Raw genomic sequence first — 18,132 nt, forward strand, 5'->3', positions numbered from 1 at the left:
TCAGGATTCCCAGAACGATTCGGCCTCCTCGACGCCGAACAGCGCGCGATTCATGGCCATGATGACGGCGACGATCCCGTCGATCCGGTCGCGTGACTTCTTTTTGTTCGGTCGGTAGTTGTCGTTGGTGTCGCGCAGCAGCACGACGTTGCCGGCGTTCCAGCGCAGCACCGGGTGGCCGCCGTGAAGCAGCGCGCCGGACAGCACCAACCCTTCGAGATGCTTGGTCGGGGCCGAGAGGCCGCCGAAGTTTTGCGGGATCGCCACGAGGGTGATGCCCGCTTCGCCAAGCTCGGTGGCGAGCTTGGCGGCGTTCCATTGGTCGAAAGCAACCTCTTGCAGATCGAACAAATCACCGTCAGCCAGGATCTGCTGACGGATCAGCTCCTGGTCGACGACGTTGCCCGGCGTGGCAATCAAATGGCCCTGCTTGGCCCATAGCTGGTACGGCACGCGATCCTTGCGTTCGCGCAGCTGCATGTTGTCCTCGGGCACGAAGAACCGGCACAGCACGCGCCAGTGCGGATCGGACTCGGTGGGCAGGAACACCAGCACCCAAGCGGTCAGGTCGGTTGTGCTGGCGAGGTCGAGCCCGCCGTAGCACTTGCGCCCGTGCAGCAGCGCCTCATCGAACGGTTCGGCGCCCTTGTCCCAGTCGTCGAGCGACAGCCAGGCTTCGACCTGCTGCGTCCAGATATTCAGGCGCTTGGTCAGGAAGTTGAACAGCGCCGCCGGCACGCCGGCCGCCTTGCGCGCCTGATCGCGCAGCTCATCGAGAAACACCGATACGCCAAGGTTCGGATTGGCCTTGGGCCAGACAGCCTCGTCGCGCCAGTCGTCGTCGGCGTCGAGCGTGTAGATCACGCCGCCGAACGAGTCGTCATCAAGCGCGCCGTCGAGAATGCTGATCAGGTATTGCCGCTGCTCAAGGCAGATGCTGCCCTCTTGGTTGAAGCCCGCCGTGGTGATCGCGTGCATGATCGAATTGCGCCGCGATCCGCGCGCCGTGTCGATGACGTCCCACAGATCCCGATTCGGGTGGGCGTGCAGCTCGTCGACGATGGCCGCGTGGACGTTGAGGCCGTCTTGCGTCTTGGCATCGGCGCCGAGCGGCAGGTACTTGTTCGAGGTGCCCGCAATGAACAGCTTGTTGTGGCGGCTGGTAATCAGCTGCCGCAGCGCCGGCGACTGGCCGACCATCATCTCGGCTTCGGCGTGGGTGATCTTGGCCTGATCGAGCTTGGTGGCCGCGGTGTAGACCTCGGCGCCCGGCTCGCGGTCAGCCGCAAACAGGTAGATGCCCAACCCGGCGAGCTTGGTGCTCTTGCCGTTCTTGCGCGCGACCTCTTCGTACCAGGTGCGAAACCGGCGCACACCGGTGTCGCGATACCAACCGAATTCGACGGCCAGCCAGAACGCTTGCCACGGCGCCAGTGTGACCGGCTGCCCTGCCCAGTGCCCTTTCGAATGTCGGCAGAACCGTGGGAAGAACGACAGGACGTGGTCGGCCATGTCGCCACGGAAAATCAGCCCGCGCTCGCCCGCTGTTCGCAGATCGCGGTAGTGGCGCTCGACAGCGAGCCGCACCAGCCGGCCGACAACGATCTCGCCCCGAAGGACCGCGAAGCCGTAGGCATCCCACAGCCGCGGGACGTAGACCGCAGGAATCAGGTCGGCCGTACTTGAATGAAGCTCAGGATGTCGGCCAGCTCCTCGCTGATGATCCGACCCTTGCTGATTGCCTTGTTCTTTGCGCATGACATCACCGTCATTCCGTTTTTCTTGAGCAGGACGCGGATCTGGCTGGCGATCTTGGCCCGGTTGTAACTGGCGCTGACCTCGTAGGTGCGGCCGGTGTCACGGGCGACGGCGAACGTCTTGCCCTTGTTGTCCTCAATCCAGTCCTTGCAGTCCTGCCAGTCGACGATTGCCGTGCAGAGCAGCCCCAGCGAAAGGCCGGCGGTCGAGAAATCGAAGCCGGTCACGTCAAGCGTGGGGAGTAGTTCGTTCCAGATGCGTTTTTCCGCCGGGCGCATCGTCCACGGCGGTGGGTCGGGCAGGCGCTTGGCCTCGACGCCGATCTGGTCGACCAGATCGAACGGGCTGAACAACTCGCCCTGATTGGTCATCAGGTCGATCTGTCGGACCTGCGCCACGGCCAGCACCGTCAGGCCGGACTCGTCCAGGTCGCGCAGGATCTCGATCCGGGACCGGCGCTCGGCACGGGACTCGTCGGATTCGAGCGAACCGCCGTTACTGTCCTCGTCGTAGCGCCATCCGTACTTGTGGACGTTGTCGGCGTGGGTCCGCCACGTATCGACCTTGTCGGCCAGCAGCGCGATCGACATCAGCGCCGATCGGTAGTCGAGCCTGGCGTAGTCGAGCGCGTCGATCAGGTAACGCCAGATCAGACGAGCCCGGCGGGTTTTCAAAATCTTCGGCGGACGCAAAGTGGCGCCAACGCCGGTCGCGGATGCGGTTTCCCGGCCCATGGCGCGCTCCTCTCTGCCTCATCCATCAAAAACGAATCGGCAGCAGTCGATCATGCGGCTCAGCGCATTCCAGACCCCCCCCTACCTTTTTCCGGGTTTATTTTTTTCGACACTGAGCACGCGGTCCCGGACGGCGAGGCGTCAGACTTTGACACCCCCTCCCCCTGCCGGCGCAGCCCGGGCGTTGCCGAACCCGCCATCCTCGGCCGCGGTCTTGGCCGAATGGCATGACCGGCACAGCGACTGCCAATTGCTCGTATCCCAGAACAGTGCCTGATCACCACGATGAGGAATGATGTGGTCGACGACCTCGGCCGCGGTCACCCTATCCTGCCGCTCACACTCAGCACACAGCGGATGCCGACAAAGGAACGTCTCGCGCGCCTTGCGCCAACGGCTGTTGTAACCGCGGCTGGCCGCAGACCCGCGCCGATCATCGTACCGAGCATGCGGCGCCGGCCGATGCGCATCACACCAACCATCGTCAGTAAGCGCCCGGCACCCCGGCTGCTTGCAAGGACGCTTTGGCTTCACCGGCATCACACCCCCAGAAACGACAAAGCCCGCACGAGGCGGGCGGGCAATAAAAAACCCCGGCTGCTTTCGCACCGGGGTTTCGTAGACGCAGTGATTCACACTGTGAATCGGAGGCTAAAAGTTTTCACACCACTGCGCAAGCACTTTTTTCATCTTCGCGATGGAACCGCTCTTGCCGCGTCGCCACCAGCAACGGCAGACACTGCACCTCGATCACTGCTAGTGCCTTGCCGAACAAGGCGTTGCACTCCCTCTGTACTCGCTGCTTAGCCCGCGTCATCGTCGACTCGCTCACCTTCTCCCGCTCGGCCAGCATCCGCCCCGACTTCGGTCGACGACCACGCGGCGTCGCCTCACCCTCGCCGACCCAATGCCGAACCAGCTCGACCCGCGTCCCGATCGACATCGGCACCGACAACCGGTCCGCCAGCACCATCAGATGCGCATCGTCCCCGACGAAAAATGCCCACAACACCGTGCGTTCCGCGAATGGCAAACGCAACACCTTCGCCATCACCATCGCCGCCTGCGTCCGCTGATCCGCCATCGACAAACCACCGAACGCCGGCGAACTCGATTCACCGTACTTCGCCACACGGCACATCACCGTGCTTTCCATCTGAAACGCCCACCCGACCAACGCCTTCACACTGCTGAACCGCATTTCCTGCATATCGCCTCCGATTTTGACCCCGGAGAACTCCTAGCCCGGTCATTGCCCGGCTTTGTCTTGTGTACCGCTCAACCCTACTTCGCCGCCAACATCGCCCGCAACCGCGCCACCGAATCCGCCGCCACCACCGCACTGCCGCGCTTGTACTCCGGCGGCAGCACATCCTCCGGCACCGCCGGACAATCGCCGGCCAACCGCGCCGACAGCACCCCGATCCACGCGCTCTTGCTCCGGCCCCACGCCGCCGACGCGATGCGCGTCAGGCCGAAATCGCGCGCCGCCCAGTAGATCGCCGGCGAGCTCCACACCGCCCGGCCCATCGACGCCAGCGCCGCCTGCGCCTTCGCCTCGGCAAACGCCGCCTCGAAATCCACCGCCGGCAGCACCATATCGGCCAGTTCGCCCAGCGACGGCACCGGCGAATCCGCCCGCGCCGAGGTCGTCAGCCGCTCGAGCACCGGCTTCAGCATCCGGTACTGGATGCCACGGGCGTAAAACAACGTCCCCGCCGACTCATCCCACGCCCGTCGCGCCGACTCATCCGCAAACAACACCCGCCACCGATCGCCGTACAGCGCAGCAAACCGATCCCACAACACCCGCACCGGCACGAACCCATCCGCACCGGCCGGCCGCAACCAAGGATTCCGGCTACCCATTGCCATTCACCACACGCAGCGGCTGCACCTGCTCGCCGCCACGCCCAATCCGCTCAATCTCACGCTGCATCGCCGGCGGCAGGAGCTTCGAGCCCGGCTGGACACCCCCGCGCCAGACCCGTTTGCACTGCTCGACATCACCCAGCAAGACCGGCGGCGATGGCTTGAACCCGCGCGCCACATTATCCAAGGCCAGCGCGCCAATGAACTCACGCGGCCACGTCACCGGCGGGTTTGCCACCATCGCCTGGTAACGCTTCTCGAACCGATTTTGCAGGTAGCACAGCTCGTCGGCCGGCGTCGCACACAGGCTCGACCAATCACCCAAGCCTTCCAGCGCGGCATGGATCAGCAGATCGGGGAAGACCACCGAATCCCAGCCACCAATGCAGCGCAACGCCTGATCGACCAAGGCCCACGCCTTGCCGGCCCGCGTCTGGCTGCCGCCATCGATGTGGCGAACGATGTCCGCCGGCTTGGGCATGAACTGGCCGGTATCGGCGTTGAGCGCATGGGCATGAAACGCCCGCTGCACATCAGCCAGCTCGTAGCGCGACAGCAACTGCCAGTACAGCGCCATGAACTCCGGACTCGCCACCTTGCCGTGCAGCTCGCACACCCCGGTCAGCAACGCAAAGAAATCATCCTGCTGATCGCTCGTCATGCCCCACCCCCATTCAAACGCCGCTTCGCCTCTTCGGCAGCAGCCAGATTGCGCTCATACAGCGGCACCACCTTGCTCGCCGCACCACTCTTCCCCTGCCACTTTGCAGACCCGAACTCCACCGACCTGCGCAGCCAGATGCGAAACTCCGCAGACCAATCTGCAGACCGCTTGCCTGCCGACAGGCAGTGATCGGCAAACTTCTCCGCCTCCGCCTGCAGGTCCAGCTTCAGGTTCACCGCGATGCCGACATGCGTCTGGTCGGGCCGGAAATCCGCCGGCAGCGCCGCTCCGCTCGCGCGCGCCTCTACCGAAGGGGCGTCAGCCCCTGAGGTAGAGGAATGCTTTTCCGGATACCGGATACCGGATGGCTGTCGCACCTCCTCTGGCGTTGCTCTGGTGCTGCTCTGGCGCTCATCCGCCACAAAGCCTTGCTGCACCTGTGCTTCGGTCGGTTGCGCCTCCTCTGTCGCTGCTCTGTCGCTGCTCTGCTGCACCTCCACGGGACGCACGTCGGCCATTGCCCGCGGAAACTCGAAAATCAAATGCCGATCCACCGACCGCCCCACCAGCAAACCCGCGCGCACCAGCCACTTCGCCGCATTGCGCAGCGCAGCCAACGACGGCGCCCCGCACTCGGCCGCACTACGGCCCGCCGCCGGCTCGACATAGCAATCCTCGGCCAGCCCCTGCCAATTCACCCGGGGCCTCACGCCCACAGTGCCGGTACGGAAATCCATCCGCCGCCGCAGGCATACGTACAAGCGAAACGCCAGATGGGGCAGCCCCTGCAGCGCGCCCCACTCGTCATCGTTGATCTTGAATGCGCTCATGCCACCGACCTCCGCCGCGGCACCAGCACCACATCCAGCACCTCGGCATCGCCGCGGCTCTCGATCACCCCGGCCGTCAGCAGCTCGGCCAGCACCGCGCGCAGCTCCTCGTGCTGCAGCGGCCGGTTCAACACCGGCACCGGCCCCACCTGTGCCACGATCTGCGTGAGCATCAGCCGGCGCGGCCCGGCCACCCGCGCGTCATGCAGATCCACCAGGCGCAATAGCCCGGACACATACACCCGCTGCGCCAGACCGGTGCAGCGCTTCAACGCACGCGCCTCGTCAATCGTTACCTCGATCATTGCCTTACCCCCACCGCAAAAAAGGCGGCGGCCCCTCTGCTAGACTTGGCCAGTCCTACCAAGACAAACCCAATCAATCCAACAAAGGAACCACCATGGACCAGGAAAACCACCGCGGTCAGGTACCACCCCAGCGCAATCCCGCGCCGGTCGTACCACCGCAAAAATAGGAAAACACCATGCCCCGTCACGACGCGCGAACACACTACGAAGCCATGCTCGACATCGGCTACGGCTACCACTTCAATGACCTGTGCGAACGCCTGTACCGGCGCGTCGACTTCGTGTTCGGGGCCATTGGCCTGATCGGCGGCTGCGCCGCCGCAACCGCACTGCTGCCCACCAGCGGCACCGCCGTCGCCATCGCGGGCATTACCCTTGCCGGCAACGCCATTATCGAAAGACTGATCGGCGCATCCGCCCGTGCCGAACGACACAACGAATTCAAGCGCCGCTACTGGGCGCTGCGCGCTGAAGCCACCGGCCTGACGACCACCGACCTGGACCGAAAACTGGCGCAACTGCAGGCTGATGGCCCGAACGGCCTCAATGGCCTTGCCAGCGTTGCTTACAACGCCAATGTGCTCGCCGCAGGCCGGGACGACGCAACAATCCCCACCAGCCGCTGGTCGCGCCTGCTCGCCTGCCTGGCCTGACACCAAGGCGGTACTCACACCACCGCCAAATGCCGGCACGCCTCTTCGCGTGCCCGTTGCAACTCGGCCATTGCCTCGTCGATTTCCTTTACCGTCCGCTGGGCGTTGTTCGGCGTGACGCGCTGGGCAAGCTCGGCCACTGCGGCGTGCGCCTCCCCCCCTCCTTCACCACCCGCACCAGCAGCTCGCGCAGATCAATCGCGTCCGGCTCGGCCTGCAGCGACACCGTCAGCCCCACGCCGGCCAGCAGCTCGTTCGCCAGCCAGTGCCGCAGATCCAGCGGCAGCGCCGCCATCACCGTGCGCAGCAGGTTGGCCGGCATCAGCGTCGTATCCTTGGTCTGGTCATCCAGCCAGCGCATCACCCGCTCGGCATTGGTCTTCATCACCCGGGCCGGATCGCCATCGCGCGAGAAATCCACGCCCGTCAGGCGGTCCAGCCCATCGCGGTAATGCACCTCGACCAGCGCCTGCACCAGCGTCGCGTGCTTCCAGCCCTCGCGCTGGGCCCACAGCTGCAGCGCATCACGCACCGCACCAATCACGGTTTTCTGAGGACGATGACGCATGAATGTCATGGGTTTAGCCCCTATCTTTGCGTTGCCGGCACAGACCGGCCAGCGGAATAAAAAGCGCCGGGCAGGCCGGCGAAAGCCGTGGCGAGGTCAGCGTCACGGCGGAGGAAGAACGTAAAGGGAAGGATCAAGCCGCATCCCCACGAGAACCAGATGCACGCAGGTAGGCCCAATCAACGTCGGGTCGCAACTCTTCACACGTCACCGCGCGCGACGTCGCTTTCTCGATCTCGATCGCCAGCCCCTCGCCGCAACGCTTACGCCCTGCACAGAGGTGACCGATGTACGCAGCACTCGTACCCAGCGAATTCGCAAGCGCATCGGCCCTTCCGGGCCGGGCCTTAATCCAGTCTCGTAGATTCATTCCGCGAGATTACCAAATGGTAAATAACAAAACAACACCACGCGGTAATTTACCTGCGGGTAGCCGCAAGATTGAATCAGCCCGCATGGAGATAGCCGAAATCAGGCGCAGGAATCTGCGTCAGCTCATCCGCAGTCGCTTCGACGGCACCGCCGCCAACCTCGCCCAGCTCATCGGGCGACAACCCGGCTACGTCTCGCGATTGCTGACAGAAAACGAAGACCACCGCCGCAACTTGGGCGAGAAGCTGGCGCGAGACATAGAGGCGCAATGCGGGCTACCGACCGGCTGGCTCGATCACGAGAACGATCAAGTACCACCCGTCGCACCTGCCACCATCACCCCACCACCCGTCCCGCTCATCCAGCGCGACCTCTGCCGCTTCAAGGTCTACAGCCTCGAGGCCAGTGCCGGCGCGGGGCTCGCCAATGGCGAAGCCGAGCTGCTCGGCGCGCTCGAATTCCTGCCGGCCGACGCCGAAGCCATCATCGGCACGCGCAACGATCAGGACATCATCATCGTCCGCGCCAAGGGCGACAGCATGACGCCCACCATCACCAGCGGTGACGCCCTGTTCATCGACCCGCGCGTCAGCTACTTCGCCGGTGACGGCATCTACATCATCGTCATCGACGGCCTGGCCATGATCAAACGCCTGCAACTGGTCGGCCCCGGCCGCTACAAGGTCTGCAGCGACAACCAGCTGTACCACCCCTACGAGATCAACAGCGACGAGATGCACATCACCGCCCGCGTGCTGAAATCGCTGCCGTTTTCGCTCAAGGATTTCGCATGAGCAAATCCTGCCGTTGACGCCTATATATCAAACTAGGTATTTTCGTGAACTTGCTCATCCACCCGAACGCGCAAAACGACATCCGTGCATTGCTCGCGGCAGACGTCAACGGCGTCGGCAAGCTCCTGGCACTGCTGTCAGCCATTCGGGCAGACCCCGCGCTGATCGACCGCCTCAACATTCAGGGCGAGGATATCGAACTGGATGAGCTGGGCAAGGTCAACGCCCTCAAGATGCAAGCCGTGAAAAAGATTGCCGATATCTGGCGACTCAAGGCTTGGGATAGCGGCAACGCCGCCATACCCTACCGGCTGTTGTACGGTTTTTTCCCGGCCGGGCAGTACCGCCGAGCGCCGCAGATCCACATACTGGCCGCCGCAGCAAGGAACGCATACAACTATGAGCCCGACCACCACCTCACCCGCCGCGTGCTGGCCGACTACCGCGATCTGGTTTAACACCCCGATCAGCACCGCCACCGCCACCGGCTCCCGGCCCATTCACGTCGTTCACGTTGCGCCGAAGGCCACGCAAAGTGCGGATATCGACGACTTCATCAGCCAGCTATGCACGGAAGACCCGCGACTGGATGCGGCCATCTCGGAAGGCACAAAATGGGTTGGTGAAACCTTCTACGCCGATCAGCCCGATTCGATCAAAAAACGCCGCATGGCCGCGGGGCTGACCCAAGCCCAGCTCGCCAAGCGGATGGATACCAGCCAGTCGTACGTCGCCAAATTGGAAAACAGCGATATCGAACCGGGCTTCGACGTCATCCGGCGCCTGAGCGCTGCACTGTCCCTACAGCCCGAACAGGCTTTCAGCCTGCTCTATGCCAACAACGAGATGAAGCGCCATGGTTGATCGCCTGCAATCACACTCGATTTTTTGTGACGACATCCGCCATGAGGTGAACGGCAAAACCACGCTGGTCGGCTGCTACGCCGGTGTGATGTACGTCCAAGCCTTCCCGGCGCTGCTCGCCAGACTCTGCATCCTCAACCAGGTCGTTATTCCGCTCGCTTCCGAGGCGAAAGGCACAGTATCGATCACGATCATGAAAGAGGATGAAACACTCGCCCGCACCGAAATGCAGGTGACGGAAATTTTTAAAGCCGCACAAGACAATCCAGCCACACCGGAAGAATCAACCTTCGCTGAAATGCAAAGCGCCACGGAGTTCTCGCCGTTGGCGATCGAAAAGCCCTGCCTGCTACAGGTCATCACTGCAACCGATGACGGCATCATCGGCCGCAGCCGATTACGCATATTGCAAATGCCCACCGCGCCAGCCGGCGCTCAGTAACATCAGCCCCCACCCGCCACCCGGCGGGTTTTCTTTTGCCGCTTGTCGGGGTAAATTTCTCTACGATTTCAAAAACATACGGAGGAAGAAAATGAGCACCGCCGACATTGCTATCCAACGAGCTAGCGAACACCACAACCTGAAAAAAGCCACCGAACACCTGCTCGGGCTCTGTACCGGCCTCGTTGCCGACCAACACCTCAACGACACCGAAATCCAGTTTCTTGCCACTTGGATCAAGCAACACCCGGATGTCACAGCGGGCTGGCCCGGCAAGACCATCGCCCGCCGGATCACCGAGATTACCCGCGACGGCATCATCACCGACGAAGAACGGGCCGACCTGTTGATCACACTCAACAGCGTCTGCGGCAACGACTTTGCCGAGACCGGCAGTACCGACGCCAATGTCGTCACCCTGCCCTATGACGACGACCCGCACGTGTTGTTTTCAGGCCGCAGTTTCTGCCTGACCGGCCGCTTCTTTCACGGCACGCGCAACGCGTGTGAAAAGGCACTCAGCGCGCTGGGCGGCATCCCGCGCGACAACGTCGTCAAGGATCTTGATTACCTCGTCGTCGGCAGCCTGATTTCGGATGACTGGGCGCACACGCCCTACGGCCGCAAGATCGAGCTCGCCATGCGCTACATCGAGCAAGGCGAAGGCATTGCGCTGATCAGCGAACAGCAATGGAGCGAAGCGCTTGGCAGGCTACAAGCCTGATTTCACACTTGGAGACCATAGATGGGTTTTTTCTCTGCACTCGCCGCCGCGCTAACCCCTAAACCGATTCTCGCCACCGCCGATCGCAAACAGGGCGCGGCCTTCGCGGCCGACATCCCCGGTCCGGGCGGTTACAATTTCGAGGTCATCGGCGAATCGAAATACCAAAACCGCTTCCGCGCCAACTTGCCCGACGAGTTCACCAAGCCGGCCGCCGTCCGTTGCTATGTTGTGGCCCGACTCGAGATCGACGACGACCCCGACGCCCAAAACCACATCATCGTCAAATTGGGATACTCGCCGGTCGGGCACATCCCTGAAGAGGACGTCCGCAGCGTTCGCCAGATGATCAAGCAGCATGGCCGCGGACAAACGGCGGCAAGCTGCCGCGCCGTTGTCGTGAAGCGGAATGGCAGCTACGGCATCTGGCTCGATCTATCGGATTAACTGCCTCCCACCCAGCCCGCCACCCCGGCGGGCTTTTTTGCGACAAAATATTTACCATTTGGTATTGACCACAACCTTACCTATTGGTAACTTTCAGCCCACACCACCCAGCGCAGCAGGTGCCCGGGCCGGTGAGCAACACACGTAAACCACCTGCTGCGCACCCATCGGCTAGACGGCCGGCAAGGATGCGCAATCATGGATGCACCACTCGATCAGGCGGCCGTCGCCGCCCTCACCACACCATTGCTGTTCGATCGCACCGCCCAGCAGCTCCGCTCCGATCACCAGACCGAGCGCCGTTCGCTGGACGACGCCCGCGCACTGATCAATGCAGTTGAAGCAGTGGCCGCCCGGTTCAATTGCGTTGGTGGCGTCACCGCCACTGCGAAGGCCAGCGTGTACGGCACTACGACAGGAGTCTTCATTGACGTAGCAGGCAGCCGGGATGCCATCGAGCACGCGATCGACTCCGTCATGAACGACACGGCGCCAAGCCCTTGGAACCACGTCCACCGCCTGAATTCCGCCAAAACCCAGGCCGAGTTTTTCGGCGTGGCCGGCAAGGACGGCACATTCAATGTTTACCCGACCTACACCGACGAGGTCACCCCCAATGCCTGACGCCACCGTCTACGCGCTGATGGTCGGCGATGGCCTGGTCGCCGATCTGATCGACCCGATCTGCGCCGCCGGCTACCGCATCAGCGGCAGCACCGACCCGCGCTTCTACATCCTGCAACGCGCCGCCACCCCGACCGGGACCGACGGCCACACCGAGCGAGCCGCCGCATGAGCTTCATCCTGCAAACCCTGACGACCATCGTCTGCATTTTTCTAGCGCTGGTGTGCTGCACCGCGGCCACCCAGCTGCCGCACCCGCTCGACAAGATCGGCGCCGGCCTTGCGCTGTGCGCGCTGCTGGCGATCTGGTCGGCCATCACGCAACTGCTTTGGGACCAAGCCGTGCAGACCACGCCGGACCTCGAGACGGAGGCCACCCAATGATCAGCCGCGCCGAAGCCGCCCGCATGGCCGACAGCCCGTGGCGCAGCCGGGCCATGCTCGCCAAGACCAACGAGTACATGGACACCAACGCCGCGAACCGCGCCGCCGATCTGGCCGTGATCACCGCGCGCAATGCGGAGCTGGAGGCCCTGCGCCAGCGCCGCAGCGACCACCAGGCCGCCCGCGAGCTGCGCAGCGCCACGCGCGAGGCTTGGCAGCAATGAGTCATCGAAACCAGCAACTACCGAAGCCAGCCCCACCCGCACCAATGCCGATCCGCAAAGCCAAGGATCTGACCGAGAGCGGCTGGTACTGGTGGCGCGCAAACCCGGCCATGAACTGGGACGTGATGCATATCCGCGATCCGCAGCGCCTGAGCTACGCGATTGATGCGGTCGAGTTCGTCGGCCCGCTCACGCCACCGCCCAGCAGGTAACGCGATGCGCTACTTCCGCCGATTCCGCGCCCACCACTGCCGCTGCCGCCACTGCCAGACGCGCAAGAAACTGCGCCGGCACCCGGACAACTACCTGATGCAGCCGGCCTGCCCGGTCTGCGCTCGCCGCGACTGGCGCGTCGACAACTGGATGATGCGCCGCGACACCCGCGCCATGGCCTGCCGCTGCGGCGGCTACTGGTTTCAGCACCGGCAGGGCTCGCTGGCCTGCCACTACAACGCCAACGGTACCGAGCGCGAATTCGAGCTCGAACCGATGGCCGCATGAACAAGGACAAAACGTGACTTACCAGCAATACGCCGACCACCACCTCGAACCACGCCCGCCCTGCGACTGCGGCACCCCCGATTGCCTGGGCGACGCACAGCAACACGGCGACTCCCGATACCCGGCCGACCTTGTTGAGAGCGACGGCGGTGAAGCATGAGCTCACCCAGCATTAAAAACGCTGCCATCGCCACGCTGGCCGAAATCGACACGGCCGAGTTTTCCAGCACCGACTACCGCGCTGCGCACCAACGGCTCTACCAGCATCCGATCAGCCAGCCCGCCGCCTGGTATCGCATTCAAACCCTCGAAAAGCTGGGACTGGTTGAGCCGATCCGCACCGAAAGAAGCAACCGCCACGGCCTACTGAAAATTTATCGCGAAACACGCACCCAACCCCGAAGTCAACCCACCCCGAGGACCACACCATGACCGCAGTCGCAGCAACCAGCACCCTGATCCCGACCGAACCGGGCACCCCGTTTGAAGGCGGCTTCTTCGCCGGCCGCATCCGCGTCGGCGCCGCCGAGTACGCGCTGATCGTTGCACCCAAGGCCGAGGGCGAGCTGGAGGGCGCCTGGGGCAAGCGCGGCGAACGCGTCGACGGCGCCGACAACTGGAACGACGGCCACGCCAACACGCTGGCCATGGCCGCCGCCGGCAGCAAGATCGCCAAGCAGGCACTGGCGCTGACCATCAACGGCTTCGCAGATTGGCACATCCCCAGCCGCGACGAGCTCGAACTGATCTACCGGCACCTCAAGCCGACCACCGACGACAACTACACCTATCGCAGCGGCGAGAACCCGAGCGCACTGCCGCCGACGCACGCGTACACCGAGACCAGCCCGGCACAGACCAGCGCCGAGGCGTTCAGGAACGACGGCGCGGAGGCCATGGAAGAGGCCTGGTACTGGTCGTCGACGCAGTACTCGCCCTACACCGCGTGGTACCAGTACTTCGATGACGGCGATCAGAACAACGTCGGCAAGGACAGCGAAGGTCGCGTTCGCGTCGTCCGCAAATTCCTCATCAATTAAGTCATTCATCGTACGCCAAGGATCTGGCATGGGGCGGCCGGGGCGCTGATGAGTCCGGCGCGACGAGCGAGTACGACGGCCTCGCCAACACAACGGCGCTGGTCGATTCGGATGCCGAGCACCCGGCGGCCGAATGGGCCGACAGCCTGATCATCGACGGCCATACCGATTTCTACCTGCCGTCGCGCCGCGAGCTGCGGCTGTGCTGGGTGAACGTGCCGGAGCTGTTCGAGGAAGGCTGGTATTGGACCTCGACGCAGTACTCGCCCAACCTCGCGTGGAGCCAGTCCTTCGATGACGGCCTTCAGGGCAACCTCGTCAAGGACTACGAAGGTCGCGTTCGCGTCGTCCGCAGATTCCCCCTCAATTAATTAAGCCAATGGACCCAGCATGAACCGAGCCGAACGCCGCGCCACCGGCAAACCCCGATCCCGGCTGACACCGATTCAGGTGTTCCAGTGCCTGATCACCCCGCGCGCCGCGCTGGCCCGGCTCGCCGCCACCGGCCGGATCGACCACGACGACTTCGGCGCCTTGCAGTGCATCGTCAAGATCGGCGAGATGCTGGCCCAGCGCCTGAGCTTGCCGGCGCCGGACACCCACCCGGTGCGGCAGATGCTCAACCAGATCGACCTCGGCGAGGCGATCGACCTCGAACAGATCGAGCACGCCCAGCAGGTGCTCGAGCACCAGATCGCCAAGCTCTACCGCGCCACCCCGAGCGCACTGCTTGACGATGTCCACATCACCATCCGCACACAAATCGAACTGGCGCCGGCCGGCGCCTGGGAGGGCTAAAACCATGAGCATCCAACCGACAAAATACTACAGCGCCGCGCTGTACCGCATCGCCAATGCGCTGGAGCACTCGGCCGCGAGCTACGACGAGCGCGCCGACATCGAGCTGCTCCGCGAGGCCGCCGAACGACTCGACCTGCAGACGCTGGGCATCCGCCGGCTCGAAGGCAAGGCCGAAGGCATCGAGCAGTTGCTCGCACTGCAAGAACTGCGCGTCATCCTTGGCATTTCGATGCACGCTGGCCCGGACGCGATCGTCGCGCAGGTCGAGCTGATGGCGCGGCAGATCGCGGAAATGGCGCTGGATGCTCCGGTGGTTGCTGCTGATGCTCCGGCGGTATCGCAGCCGCAATCCGCCGGGCAGAGCGACGAGCTTGCGAAGTTGCACAAGGAGCGTGACGGCTGGCAAGACGAGGCCCGCGCGCAGCGTGAGCGCGCCGAAGTAGCAGACCGCGCGCTCGACATGCGCCAGCGCCACGACGCCAAGGATGTCTGGTACTGGCAAGGCGATAGCCGCGACGATCTGGAATCAATGGGCAACGCGATGCTGGTCGTGGTTCGGGCTGATCAGTTGCGTGGCCTCGCCGCCGGGCAGAGCGACGACAAGCTCTCGCATCAAACGCAGGCAGCCTCTGACGTACTTGCAGAACGCCGCCGGCAGATCGAGGCCGAGGGCTGGACACCTGAACGCGACGACCACTACGAGCACGGCGACCTCGCAGATGCCGCCGCCTGCTACGCCACCCAAGGCCGCCACCTCTACCCCGAGCAAGGAATGCCCGGGCCGGGGTGGCCGTGGCCGGAGGACTGGTGGAAGCCGACAACCTATCGACGCAACCTCGTTAAGGCCGGCTCGCTGATCCTCGCCGAAATTGAGCGACTGGATCGCAAAATCCCCGTCCCGCAAGCACTAGCTGCCGCGATCGACACCGCCCAACAGGAGAACAAGCAATGAGCGAACACAACCAGTACGTATCGAAACTGGCGAGCAAATGCCAAAGCACGGCCCGCTACCTCACGTACAACGACGACGCACATCAGGCCGATGCTAAGCACCTGCTGCGGGAAGCTGCCTGCGCACTCGATGGAATGGCTGTGCGCGTGCGCCGCAAGCCTTGGGGCCGGCTGATGATGATCAATGCTCGCGGATGTCAGCGGTTGATGACGCTGCGAGAACGCCTTGCGTACTGGCTGCTCGGCAAAAAGCTGGAGATTCGGCCATGACTTCGGAGCAACGATCTGACCTTGTTGTCCGGCTGGCAGATGCCCGCGAGACGTATCACTCGACTGTAGCCAATCTGCGCCGAGTGTGCGGTGGATTGGGGCACGACTGGAAGCCACTGCCGGTTGCCGATGAAAAATACTGCGCAGTGTGCGGCGAATGGGGGGCCGAGTGATGAGCGCACTCAAACAGGCGCGTGAGGCGCTGGAGAGGATTGCCACGTATCCGGCAGACAGCGAAGAAACGGCGGCGCTGGTGCTCGCGCGCATTGCTAATGACGCCCTTGCCGCCATCGCCCAGCACGAGCAGGTGCCGGGCGAGCCGGTGGCGTGGGTTGTGTACTGGGGCATTGGCGAGATGCGGAAGTACAGCGTCCATTTTGAGAAAGCGACTGCGGATGAGGTCGCATCGCAGATCAAGAGCCATACCGAGGTGCGCCCGCTCTACCCCGGCCCGCAGCCCGACCTGCTGCGCCGGGTGGCTGAGGCGGTGCGCCGCGAAGCCATCGACGAATGTATCTCTGTTGGCAAGGGCTTGAAGGACAAGAGCGGCGATCGGGCAGTCGGAGGCATGTCAGCCGCAGTCGATTGCTCGCAGCGCCTACGCTCGATCGACGTCGACGCCATCATCGCCAGCGTCACCGGGAGCGCGACATGACCAATGTCGTCGAGCTCGGCGAATGGAAGGTCAAGCGCCATGCTGTGGCCCGGAAGCCGAACGGCTGCAAGCACCTGAACATGACGATGATCCACGATGGGGGCTATGTGCTGTGCGACGACTGCGGCGCGTCTCTCAGCGCGTTCTTTGTGCTGGAAATGCTGTGCGATCGGCTGATGCTCGAGTTGCACAAGGCGAGGCAGACCCAGCAGAACAAAAACGGAGCGAAGCCATGACCCGCCGCCGTACCATGCAGCAGGCCCGGTGCCAGAGCCGGAGACGGCTGTTGTTCTTCACGCAAAACCGATCACATATTCAGGAGGGACGAAACCATGTTCATCCTCACACAAGATGAGCTCCAGCTTCTGACCGGCTACCGCAGGGCAAGCAGACAGGTGAAATGGCTGACAAAAAACGGCTACGCCTTCACGACCAACGCGAACGGCATGCCGTGCGTTTCGCGCCAGGCTGCCGAGGCCAAGCTTTCCGGCCAGAGTCAGCAGCGCCAGCCCGCAACCCCAAATTTTGGAGCACTCGCATAAATGGTTGGACGCAAGCGAAGCACGCACAGCGACTTGCCGCCGCGGATGGCGCGCAAAGGCAATGCGTTCTACTACGTCACGTCGACGGTGCCGCGCAAATGGATCCCGCTGGGGTCGGATGCCGCCGCGGCACGACTGAAATGGGCCGAGCTGGAGAACACGGCGAACAGTAGCACCGACCGGACGTTTGCCGCGCTCGCCTCACGCTACATCGACGAGTGCCTGGGCGAAGCATCGGCCAACTGGCGTCACAATGTCGGCTGGCAGACAAAGCGTCTCGTCGCCGTGTTCGGCCATATGCCGCTGGATGAAATCCTCCCCTGCCACGTTGCCGAATACCTCGACCGCCATCCAAAACCGGCCACAGCGAACCAGGGCATCAGCATCATGGGCGTGATGTTCGAGAAGGCCATGCGCTGGGGGTGGTCCAACAGTAACCCGACAAAGGGTATCCGCAAGCGAAAGCTCGAGCGACGCGCCCGGTACATCTCCGACGCCGAGTTTATTCAGATCCGGGAATGTGCCACTCCGGTGGTGCGTGCGGCGATGGACATCGCCTACCTGACCGGGCTGCGAATCGGGGATGTGCTTTCGCTTCGACGCGACCAGATCACCGCGGATGGACTGTCGATCGTTCAGCAGAAGACCGGCGCGCGCCAGACGTTCGAGCTGACCCCGGCACTGTCAGCAGCGCTAGCCGCGGCGAAGGCCACGAACGGCAGGGTCAGTGGGCTGACGATTTTCCTGAACACCCGCGGTCGCCCCCTTGCCTACCAAGCGTTCTACAAGCACTGGCAGGAAGCAGTCACCGCGGCAGGCGTTCCGGACGTCCACATCCACGACATCCGTGCGAAGGCAGCGACCGATGCGAAGTCGCACGGGCAGGACTACCAGGCCCTGCTCGGCCACACCTCGCAAGCCATGTCGGAGCGCTACGTGAAGCAGCGCGAATCCGTCCGCGTTTCGCCGCTGAAAAAGGCCATTTGACCCCGAAAATGGCCTTCTACAATGGCCGGTTATCAACAGGATAAATAAGGCGATAACCGCCATTTTGGTCGAAAAATTGTAGAAGCAGAAAATGTAAATAATCGTTATTTATCATGGCGATAA

33 protein-coding genes are annotated in these 18,132 nt (G+C 63.5%); 23 read left to right on the forward strand and 10 right to left on the reverse strand.

Annotation, left to right across the window (positions count from 1 at the left end):
* The 8 genes from BJP62_RS06385 to BJP62_RS18345 all read right to left on the reverse strand — a co-directional run bounded on the left by BJP62_RS06385 (position 1) and on the right by BJP62_RS18345 (position 6,163).
* Positions 1 to 1,587 carry a terminase large subunit gene (locus BJP62_RS06385; protein WP_205700975.1) on the reverse strand — a complete coding sequence of 529 codons (1,587 nt, stop codon included), beginning with the start codon at positions 1,585 to 1,587 and terminating at the stop codon, positions 1 to 3.
* Between the two features lie 80 nt (positions 1,588 to 1,667).
* Positions 1,668 to 2,492, reverse strand: coding sequence for a hypothetical protein (locus BJP62_RS06390; RefSeq protein WP_070527984.1), 825 nt, complete (start codon positions 2,490 to 2,492; stop codon positions 1,668 to 1,670).
* 141 nt (positions 2,493 to 2,633) lie between these two features.
* The gene (locus BJP62_RS17925; protein WP_083300751.1) at positions 2,634 to 3,032 is read right to left on the reverse strand and encodes an HNH endonuclease; all 399 of its coding nucleotides are present in this window, start codon (positions 3,030 to 3,032) and stop codon (positions 2,634 to 2,636) included.
* 121 nt (positions 3,033 to 3,153) lie between these two features.
* A complete protein-coding gene (locus tag BJP62_RS06395; protein WP_145927130.1) occupies positions 3,154 to 3,693 on the reverse strand; it encodes a hypothetical protein in 540 nt (179 codons plus the stop codon).
* A gap of 83 nt (positions 3,694 to 3,776) precedes the next feature.
* Positions 3,777 to 4,202 carry a hypothetical protein gene (locus tag BJP62_RS06400; protein WP_070527989.1) on the reverse strand — a complete coding sequence of 142 codons (426 nt, stop codon included), beginning with the start codon at positions 4,200 to 4,202 and terminating at the stop codon, positions 3,777 to 3,779.
* 151 nt (positions 4,203 to 4,353) lie between these two features.
* The gene (locus BJP62_RS06405; protein WP_070527992.1) at positions 4,354 to 5,025 is read right to left on the reverse strand and encodes a DUF6475 domain-containing protein; all 672 of its coding nucleotides are present in this window, start codon (positions 5,023 to 5,025) and stop codon (positions 4,354 to 4,356) included.
* Complete coding sequence (locus BJP62_RS06410) at positions 5,022 to 5,858, reverse strand: hypothetical protein (protein ID WP_070527995.1); 837 nt, start codon at positions 5,856 to 5,858, stop codon at positions 5,022 to 5,024. The genes BJP62_RS06405 and BJP62_RS06410 overlap by 4 nt, the downstream gene beginning before the upstream one ends.
* Positions 5,855 to 6,163 (reverse strand): hypothetical protein, encoded by a 309-nt coding sequence (locus BJP62_RS18345; protein WP_070527997.1) that lies wholly within the window; start codon positions 6,161 to 6,163, stop codon positions 5,855 to 5,857. The genes BJP62_RS06410 and BJP62_RS18345 overlap by 4 nt, the downstream gene beginning before the upstream one ends.
* Before the next feature lie 179 nt (positions 6,164 to 6,342).
* On the opposite strand from BJP62_RS18345, the gene BJP62_RS06420 reads away from it, so the two are divergent.
* Positions 6,343 to 6,819, forward strand: coding sequence for a hypothetical protein (locus BJP62_RS06420; protein WP_070527999.1), 477 nt, complete (start codon positions 6,343 to 6,345; stop codon positions 6,817 to 6,819).
* An 88-nt stretch (positions 6,820 to 6,907) separates the two neighbouring features.
* Here the strand turns inward: BJP62_RS06420 and BJP62_RS06425 are convergent, their stop codons facing one another.
* On the reverse strand, positions 6,908 to 7,387 hold the full coding sequence (locus BJP62_RS06425; RefSeq protein WP_145927131.1) for a hypothetical protein: 480 nt from the start codon (positions 7,385 to 7,387) through the stop codon (positions 6,908 to 6,910).
* 133 nt (positions 7,388 to 7,520) lie between these two features.
* Positions 7,521 to 7,757, reverse strand: coding sequence for a YdaS family helix-turn-helix protein (locus BJP62_RS19300; RefSeq protein ID WP_083301036.1), 237 nt, complete (start codon positions 7,755 to 7,757; stop codon positions 7,521 to 7,523).
* Positions 7,758 to 7,842: 85 nt separating this feature from the next.
* Between BJP62_RS19300 and BJP62_RS06430 the strand changes: the two genes are divergently transcribed.
* The 22 genes from BJP62_RS06430 to BJP62_RS06525 all read left to right on the forward strand — a co-directional run bounded on the left by BJP62_RS06430 (position 7,843) and on the right by BJP62_RS06525 (position 18,009).
* Positions 7,843 to 8,553 (forward strand): S24 family peptidase, encoded by a 711-nt coding sequence (locus BJP62_RS06430; protein WP_070528005.1) that lies wholly within the window; start codon positions 7,843 to 7,845, stop codon positions 8,551 to 8,553.
* Positions 8,554 to 8,597: 44 nt separating this feature from the next.
* Positions 8,598 to 9,011, forward strand: coding sequence for a hypothetical protein (locus BJP62_RS06435; protein WP_070528008.1), 414 nt, complete (start codon positions 8,598 to 8,600; stop codon positions 9,009 to 9,011).
* The gene (locus tag BJP62_RS17935; RefSeq protein ID WP_083300753.1) at positions 8,953 to 9,417 is read left to right on the forward strand and encodes a helix-turn-helix transcriptional regulator; all 465 of its coding nucleotides are present in this window, start codon (positions 8,953 to 8,955) and stop codon (positions 9,415 to 9,417) included. The genes BJP62_RS06435 and BJP62_RS17935 overlap by 59 nt, the downstream gene beginning before the upstream one ends.
* Positions 9,410 to 9,859, forward strand: coding sequence for a hypothetical protein (locus tag BJP62_RS06445; protein WP_070528011.1), 450 nt, complete (start codon positions 9,410 to 9,412; stop codon positions 9,857 to 9,859). The genes BJP62_RS17935 and BJP62_RS06445 overlap by 8 nt, the downstream gene beginning before the upstream one ends.
* Positions 9,860 to 9,950: 91 nt before the next feature.
* Positions 9,951 to 10,583, forward strand: a complete 633-nt coding sequence (locus BJP62_RS06450) for a BRCT domain-containing protein (protein ID WP_070528013.1) — start codon at positions 9,951 to 9,953, stop codon at positions 10,581 to 10,583.
* Positions 10,584 to 10,604: 21 nt separating this feature from the next.
* Entirely contained in the window at positions 10,605 to 11,030 is a 426-nt protein-coding gene (locus BJP62_RS06455; protein WP_070528016.1) for a hypothetical protein, read from the forward strand.
* Between the two features lie 198 nt (positions 11,031 to 11,228).
* Positions 11,229 to 11,654: a hypothetical protein gene (locus BJP62_RS06460; protein ID WP_070528019.1), complete on the forward strand. Its 426-nt coding sequence runs from the start codon at positions 11,229 to 11,231 to the stop codon at positions 11,652 to 11,654.
* A complete protein-coding gene (locus BJP62_RS06465) occupies positions 11,647 to 11,826 on the forward strand; it encodes a hypothetical protein (RefSeq protein WP_070528021.1) in 180 nt (59 codons plus the stop codon). The genes BJP62_RS06460 and BJP62_RS06465 overlap by 8 nt, the downstream gene beginning before the upstream one ends.
* Positions 11,823 to 12,038: a hypothetical protein gene (locus BJP62_RS06470; protein WP_070528024.1), complete on the forward strand. Its 216-nt coding sequence runs from the start codon at positions 11,823 to 11,825 to the stop codon at positions 12,036 to 12,038. Before BJP62_RS06465 ends, BJP62_RS06470 begins: the two co-directional genes overlap by 4 nt.
* Positions 12,035 to 12,262 carry a hypothetical protein gene (locus BJP62_RS06475; protein WP_070528027.1) on the forward strand — a complete coding sequence of 76 codons (228 nt, stop codon included), beginning with the start codon at positions 12,035 to 12,037 and terminating at the stop codon, positions 12,260 to 12,262. Before BJP62_RS06470 ends, BJP62_RS06475 begins: the two co-directional genes overlap by 4 nt.
* Before the next feature lie 44 nt (positions 12,263 to 12,306).
* Complete coding sequence (locus tag BJP62_RS18645) at positions 12,307 to 12,474, forward strand: hypothetical protein (protein ID WP_168163808.1); 168 nt, start codon at positions 12,307 to 12,309, stop codon at positions 12,472 to 12,474.
* Positions 12,475 to 12,478: 4 nt separating this feature from the next.
* Positions 12,479 to 12,763, forward strand: coding sequence for a hypothetical protein (locus tag BJP62_RS06480; protein WP_070528030.1), 285 nt, complete (start codon positions 12,479 to 12,481; stop codon positions 12,761 to 12,763).
* Positions 12,764 to 12,919: 156 nt separating this feature from the next.
* Positions 12,920 to 13,195 carry a hypothetical protein gene (locus tag BJP62_RS06485; protein WP_070528033.1) on the forward strand — a complete coding sequence of 92 codons (276 nt, stop codon included), beginning with the start codon at positions 12,920 to 12,922 and terminating at the stop codon, positions 13,193 to 13,195.
* On the forward strand, positions 13,192 to 13,803 hold the full coding sequence (locus BJP62_RS06490) for a DUF1566 domain-containing protein (RefSeq protein ID WP_070528036.1): 612 nt from the start codon (positions 13,192 to 13,194) through the stop codon (positions 13,801 to 13,803). The genes BJP62_RS06485 and BJP62_RS06490 overlap by 4 nt, the downstream gene beginning before the upstream one ends.
* A gap of 209 nt (positions 13,804 to 14,012) precedes the next feature.
* Positions 14,013 to 14,174: a DUF1566 domain-containing protein gene (locus BJP62_RS18650; RefSeq protein WP_168163809.1), complete on the forward strand. Its 162-nt coding sequence runs from the start codon at positions 14,013 to 14,015 to the stop codon at positions 14,172 to 14,174.
* Between the two features lie 19 nt (positions 14,175 to 14,193).
* On the forward strand, positions 14,194 to 14,601 hold the full coding sequence (locus BJP62_RS06495) for a hypothetical protein (RefSeq protein ID WP_070528038.1): 408 nt from the start codon (positions 14,194 to 14,196) through the stop codon (positions 14,599 to 14,601).
* A 4-nt stretch (positions 14,602 to 14,605) separates the two neighbouring features.
* Positions 14,606 to 15,556, forward strand: a complete 951-nt coding sequence (locus tag BJP62_RS06500) for a hypothetical protein (protein ID WP_070528040.1) — start codon at positions 14,606 to 14,608, stop codon at positions 15,554 to 15,556.
* Positions 15,553 to 15,825, forward strand: coding sequence for a hypothetical protein (locus tag BJP62_RS06505; protein WP_070528043.1), 273 nt, complete (start codon positions 15,553 to 15,555; stop codon positions 15,823 to 15,825). Before BJP62_RS06500 ends, BJP62_RS06505 begins: the two co-directional genes overlap by 4 nt.
* A 172-nt stretch (positions 15,826 to 15,997) precedes the next feature.
* Positions 15,998 to 16,480 (forward strand): hypothetical protein, encoded by a 483-nt coding sequence (locus BJP62_RS06510; RefSeq protein ID WP_145927133.1) that lies wholly within the window; start codon positions 15,998 to 16,000, stop codon positions 16,478 to 16,480.
* Positions 16,477 to 16,716, forward strand: coding sequence for a hypothetical protein (locus tag BJP62_RS06515; RefSeq protein WP_070528048.1), 240 nt, complete (start codon positions 16,477 to 16,479; stop codon positions 16,714 to 16,716). The genes BJP62_RS06510 and BJP62_RS06515 overlap by 4 nt, the downstream gene beginning before the upstream one ends.
* A 96-nt stretch (positions 16,717 to 16,812) precedes the next feature.
* Positions 16,813 to 17,022, forward strand: coding sequence for a DUF4224 domain-containing protein (locus BJP62_RS06520; protein ID WP_070528051.1), 210 nt, complete (start codon positions 16,813 to 16,815; stop codon positions 17,020 to 17,022).
* Positions 17,023 to 18,009 carry a tyrosine-type recombinase/integrase gene (locus BJP62_RS06525; RefSeq protein ID WP_070528054.1) on the forward strand — a complete coding sequence of 329 codons (987 nt, stop codon included), beginning with the start codon at positions 17,023 to 17,025 and terminating at the stop codon, positions 18,007 to 18,009. It begins immediately after the preceding gene.
* Positions 18,010 to 18,132 lie beyond the last annotated feature (123 nt).

It is taken from the genome of Jeongeupia sp. USM3, from assembly GCF_001808185.1.
Classification (GTDB): domain Bacteria; phylum Pseudomonadota; class Gammaproteobacteria; order Burkholderiales; family Chitinibacteraceae; genus Jeongeupia.

Coding starts and splice junctions, on each gene's coding strand:
- BJP62_RS06390 (WP_070527984.1), bottom strand. CDS start 2,492: ATGGGCCGGGAAACCGCATCCGCGACCGGCGTTGGCGCCACTTTGCGT.
- BJP62_RS17925 (WP_083300751.1), bottom strand. CDS start 3,032: ATGCCGGTGAAGCCAAAGCGTCCTTGCAAGCAGCCGGGGTGCCGGGCG.
- BJP62_RS06395 (WP_145927130.1), bottom strand. CDS start 3,693: ATGCGGTTCAGCAGTGTGAAGGCGTTGGTCGGGTGGGCGTTTCAGATG.
- BJP62_RS06405 (WP_070527992.1), bottom strand. CDS start 5,025: ATGACGAGCGATCAGCAGGATGATTTCTTTGCGTTGCTGACCGGGGTG.
- BJP62_RS06410 (WP_070527995.1), bottom strand. CDS start 5,858: ATGAGCGCATTCAAGATCAACGATGACGAGTGGGGCGCGCTGCAGGGG.
- BJP62_RS18345 (WP_070527997.1), bottom strand. CDS start 6,163: ATGATCGAGGTAACGATTGACGAGGCGCGTGCGTTGAAGCGCTGCACC.
- BJP62_RS06420 (WP_070527999.1), top strand. CDS start 6,343: ATGCCCCGTCACGACGCGCGAACACACTACGAAGCCATGCTCGACATC.
- BJP62_RS06425 (WP_145927131.1), bottom strand. CDS start 7,387: ATGCGTCATCGTCCTCAGAAAACCGTGATTGGTGCGGTGCGTGATGCG.
- BJP62_RS19300 (WP_083301036.1), bottom strand. CDS start 7,757: ATGAATCTACGAGACTGGATTAAGGCCCGGCCCGGAAGGGCCGATGCG.
- BJP62_RS06430 (WP_070528005.1), top strand. CDS start 7,843: ATGGAGATAGCCGAAATCAGGCGCAGGAATCTGCGTCAGCTCATCCGC.
- BJP62_RS17935 (WP_083300753.1), top strand. CDS start 8,953: ATGAGCCCGACCACCACCTCACCCGCCGCGTGCTGGCCGACTACCGCG.
- BJP62_RS06445 (WP_070528011.1), top strand. CDS start 9,410: ATGGTTGATCGCCTGCAATCACACTCGATTTTTTGTGACGACATCCGC.
- BJP62_RS06450 (WP_070528013.1), top strand. CDS start 9,951: ATGAGCACCGCCGACATTGCTATCCAACGAGCTAGCGAACACCACAAC.
- BJP62_RS06455 (WP_070528016.1), top strand. CDS start 10,605: ATGGGTTTTTTCTCTGCACTCGCCGCCGCGCTAACCCCTAAACCGATT.
- BJP62_RS06460 (WP_070528019.1), top strand. CDS start 11,229: ATGGATGCACCACTCGATCAGGCGGCCGTCGCCGCCCTCACCACACCA.
- BJP62_RS06465 (WP_070528021.1), top strand. CDS start 11,647: ATGCCTGACGCCACCGTCTACGCGCTGATGGTCGGCGATGGCCTGGTC.
- BJP62_RS06470 (WP_070528024.1), top strand. CDS start 11,823: ATGAGCTTCATCCTGCAAACCCTGACGACCATCGTCTGCATTTTTCTA.
- BJP62_RS06475 (WP_070528027.1), top strand. CDS start 12,035: ATGATCAGCCGCGCCGAAGCCGCCCGCATGGCCGACAGCCCGTGGCGC.
- BJP62_RS18645 (WP_168163808.1), top strand. CDS start 12,307: ATGCCGATCCGCAAAGCCAAGGATCTGACCGAGAGCGGCTGGTACTGG.
- BJP62_RS06480 (WP_070528030.1), top strand. CDS start 12,479: ATGCGCTACTTCCGCCGATTCCGCGCCCACCACTGCCGCTGCCGCCAC.
- BJP62_RS06485 (WP_070528033.1), top strand. CDS start 12,920: ATGAGCTCACCCAGCATTAAAAACGCTGCCATCGCCACGCTGGCCGAA.
- BJP62_RS06490 (WP_070528036.1), top strand. CDS start 13,192: ATGACCGCAGTCGCAGCAACCAGCACCCTGATCCCGACCGAACCGGGC.
- BJP62_RS06495 (WP_070528038.1), top strand. CDS start 14,194: ATGAACCGAGCCGAACGCCGCGCCACCGGCAAACCCCGATCCCGGCTG.
- BJP62_RS06500 (WP_070528040.1), top strand. CDS start 14,606: ATGAGCATCCAACCGACAAAATACTACAGCGCCGCGCTGTACCGCATC.
- BJP62_RS06505 (WP_070528043.1), top strand. CDS start 15,553: ATGAGCGAACACAACCAGTACGTATCGAAACTGGCGAGCAAATGCCAA.
- BJP62_RS06510 (WP_145927133.1), top strand. CDS start 15,998: ATGAGCGCACTCAAACAGGCGCGTGAGGCGCTGGAGAGGATTGCCACG.
- BJP62_RS06515 (WP_070528048.1), top strand. CDS start 16,477: ATGACCAATGTCGTCGAGCTCGGCGAATGGAAGGTCAAGCGCCATGCT.
- BJP62_RS06520 (WP_070528051.1), top strand. CDS start 16,813: ATGTTCATCCTCACACAAGATGAGCTCCAGCTTCTGACCGGCTACCGC.
- BJP62_RS06525 (WP_070528054.1), top strand. CDS start 17,023: ATGGTTGGACGCAAGCGAAGCACGCACAGCGACTTGCCGCCGCGGATG.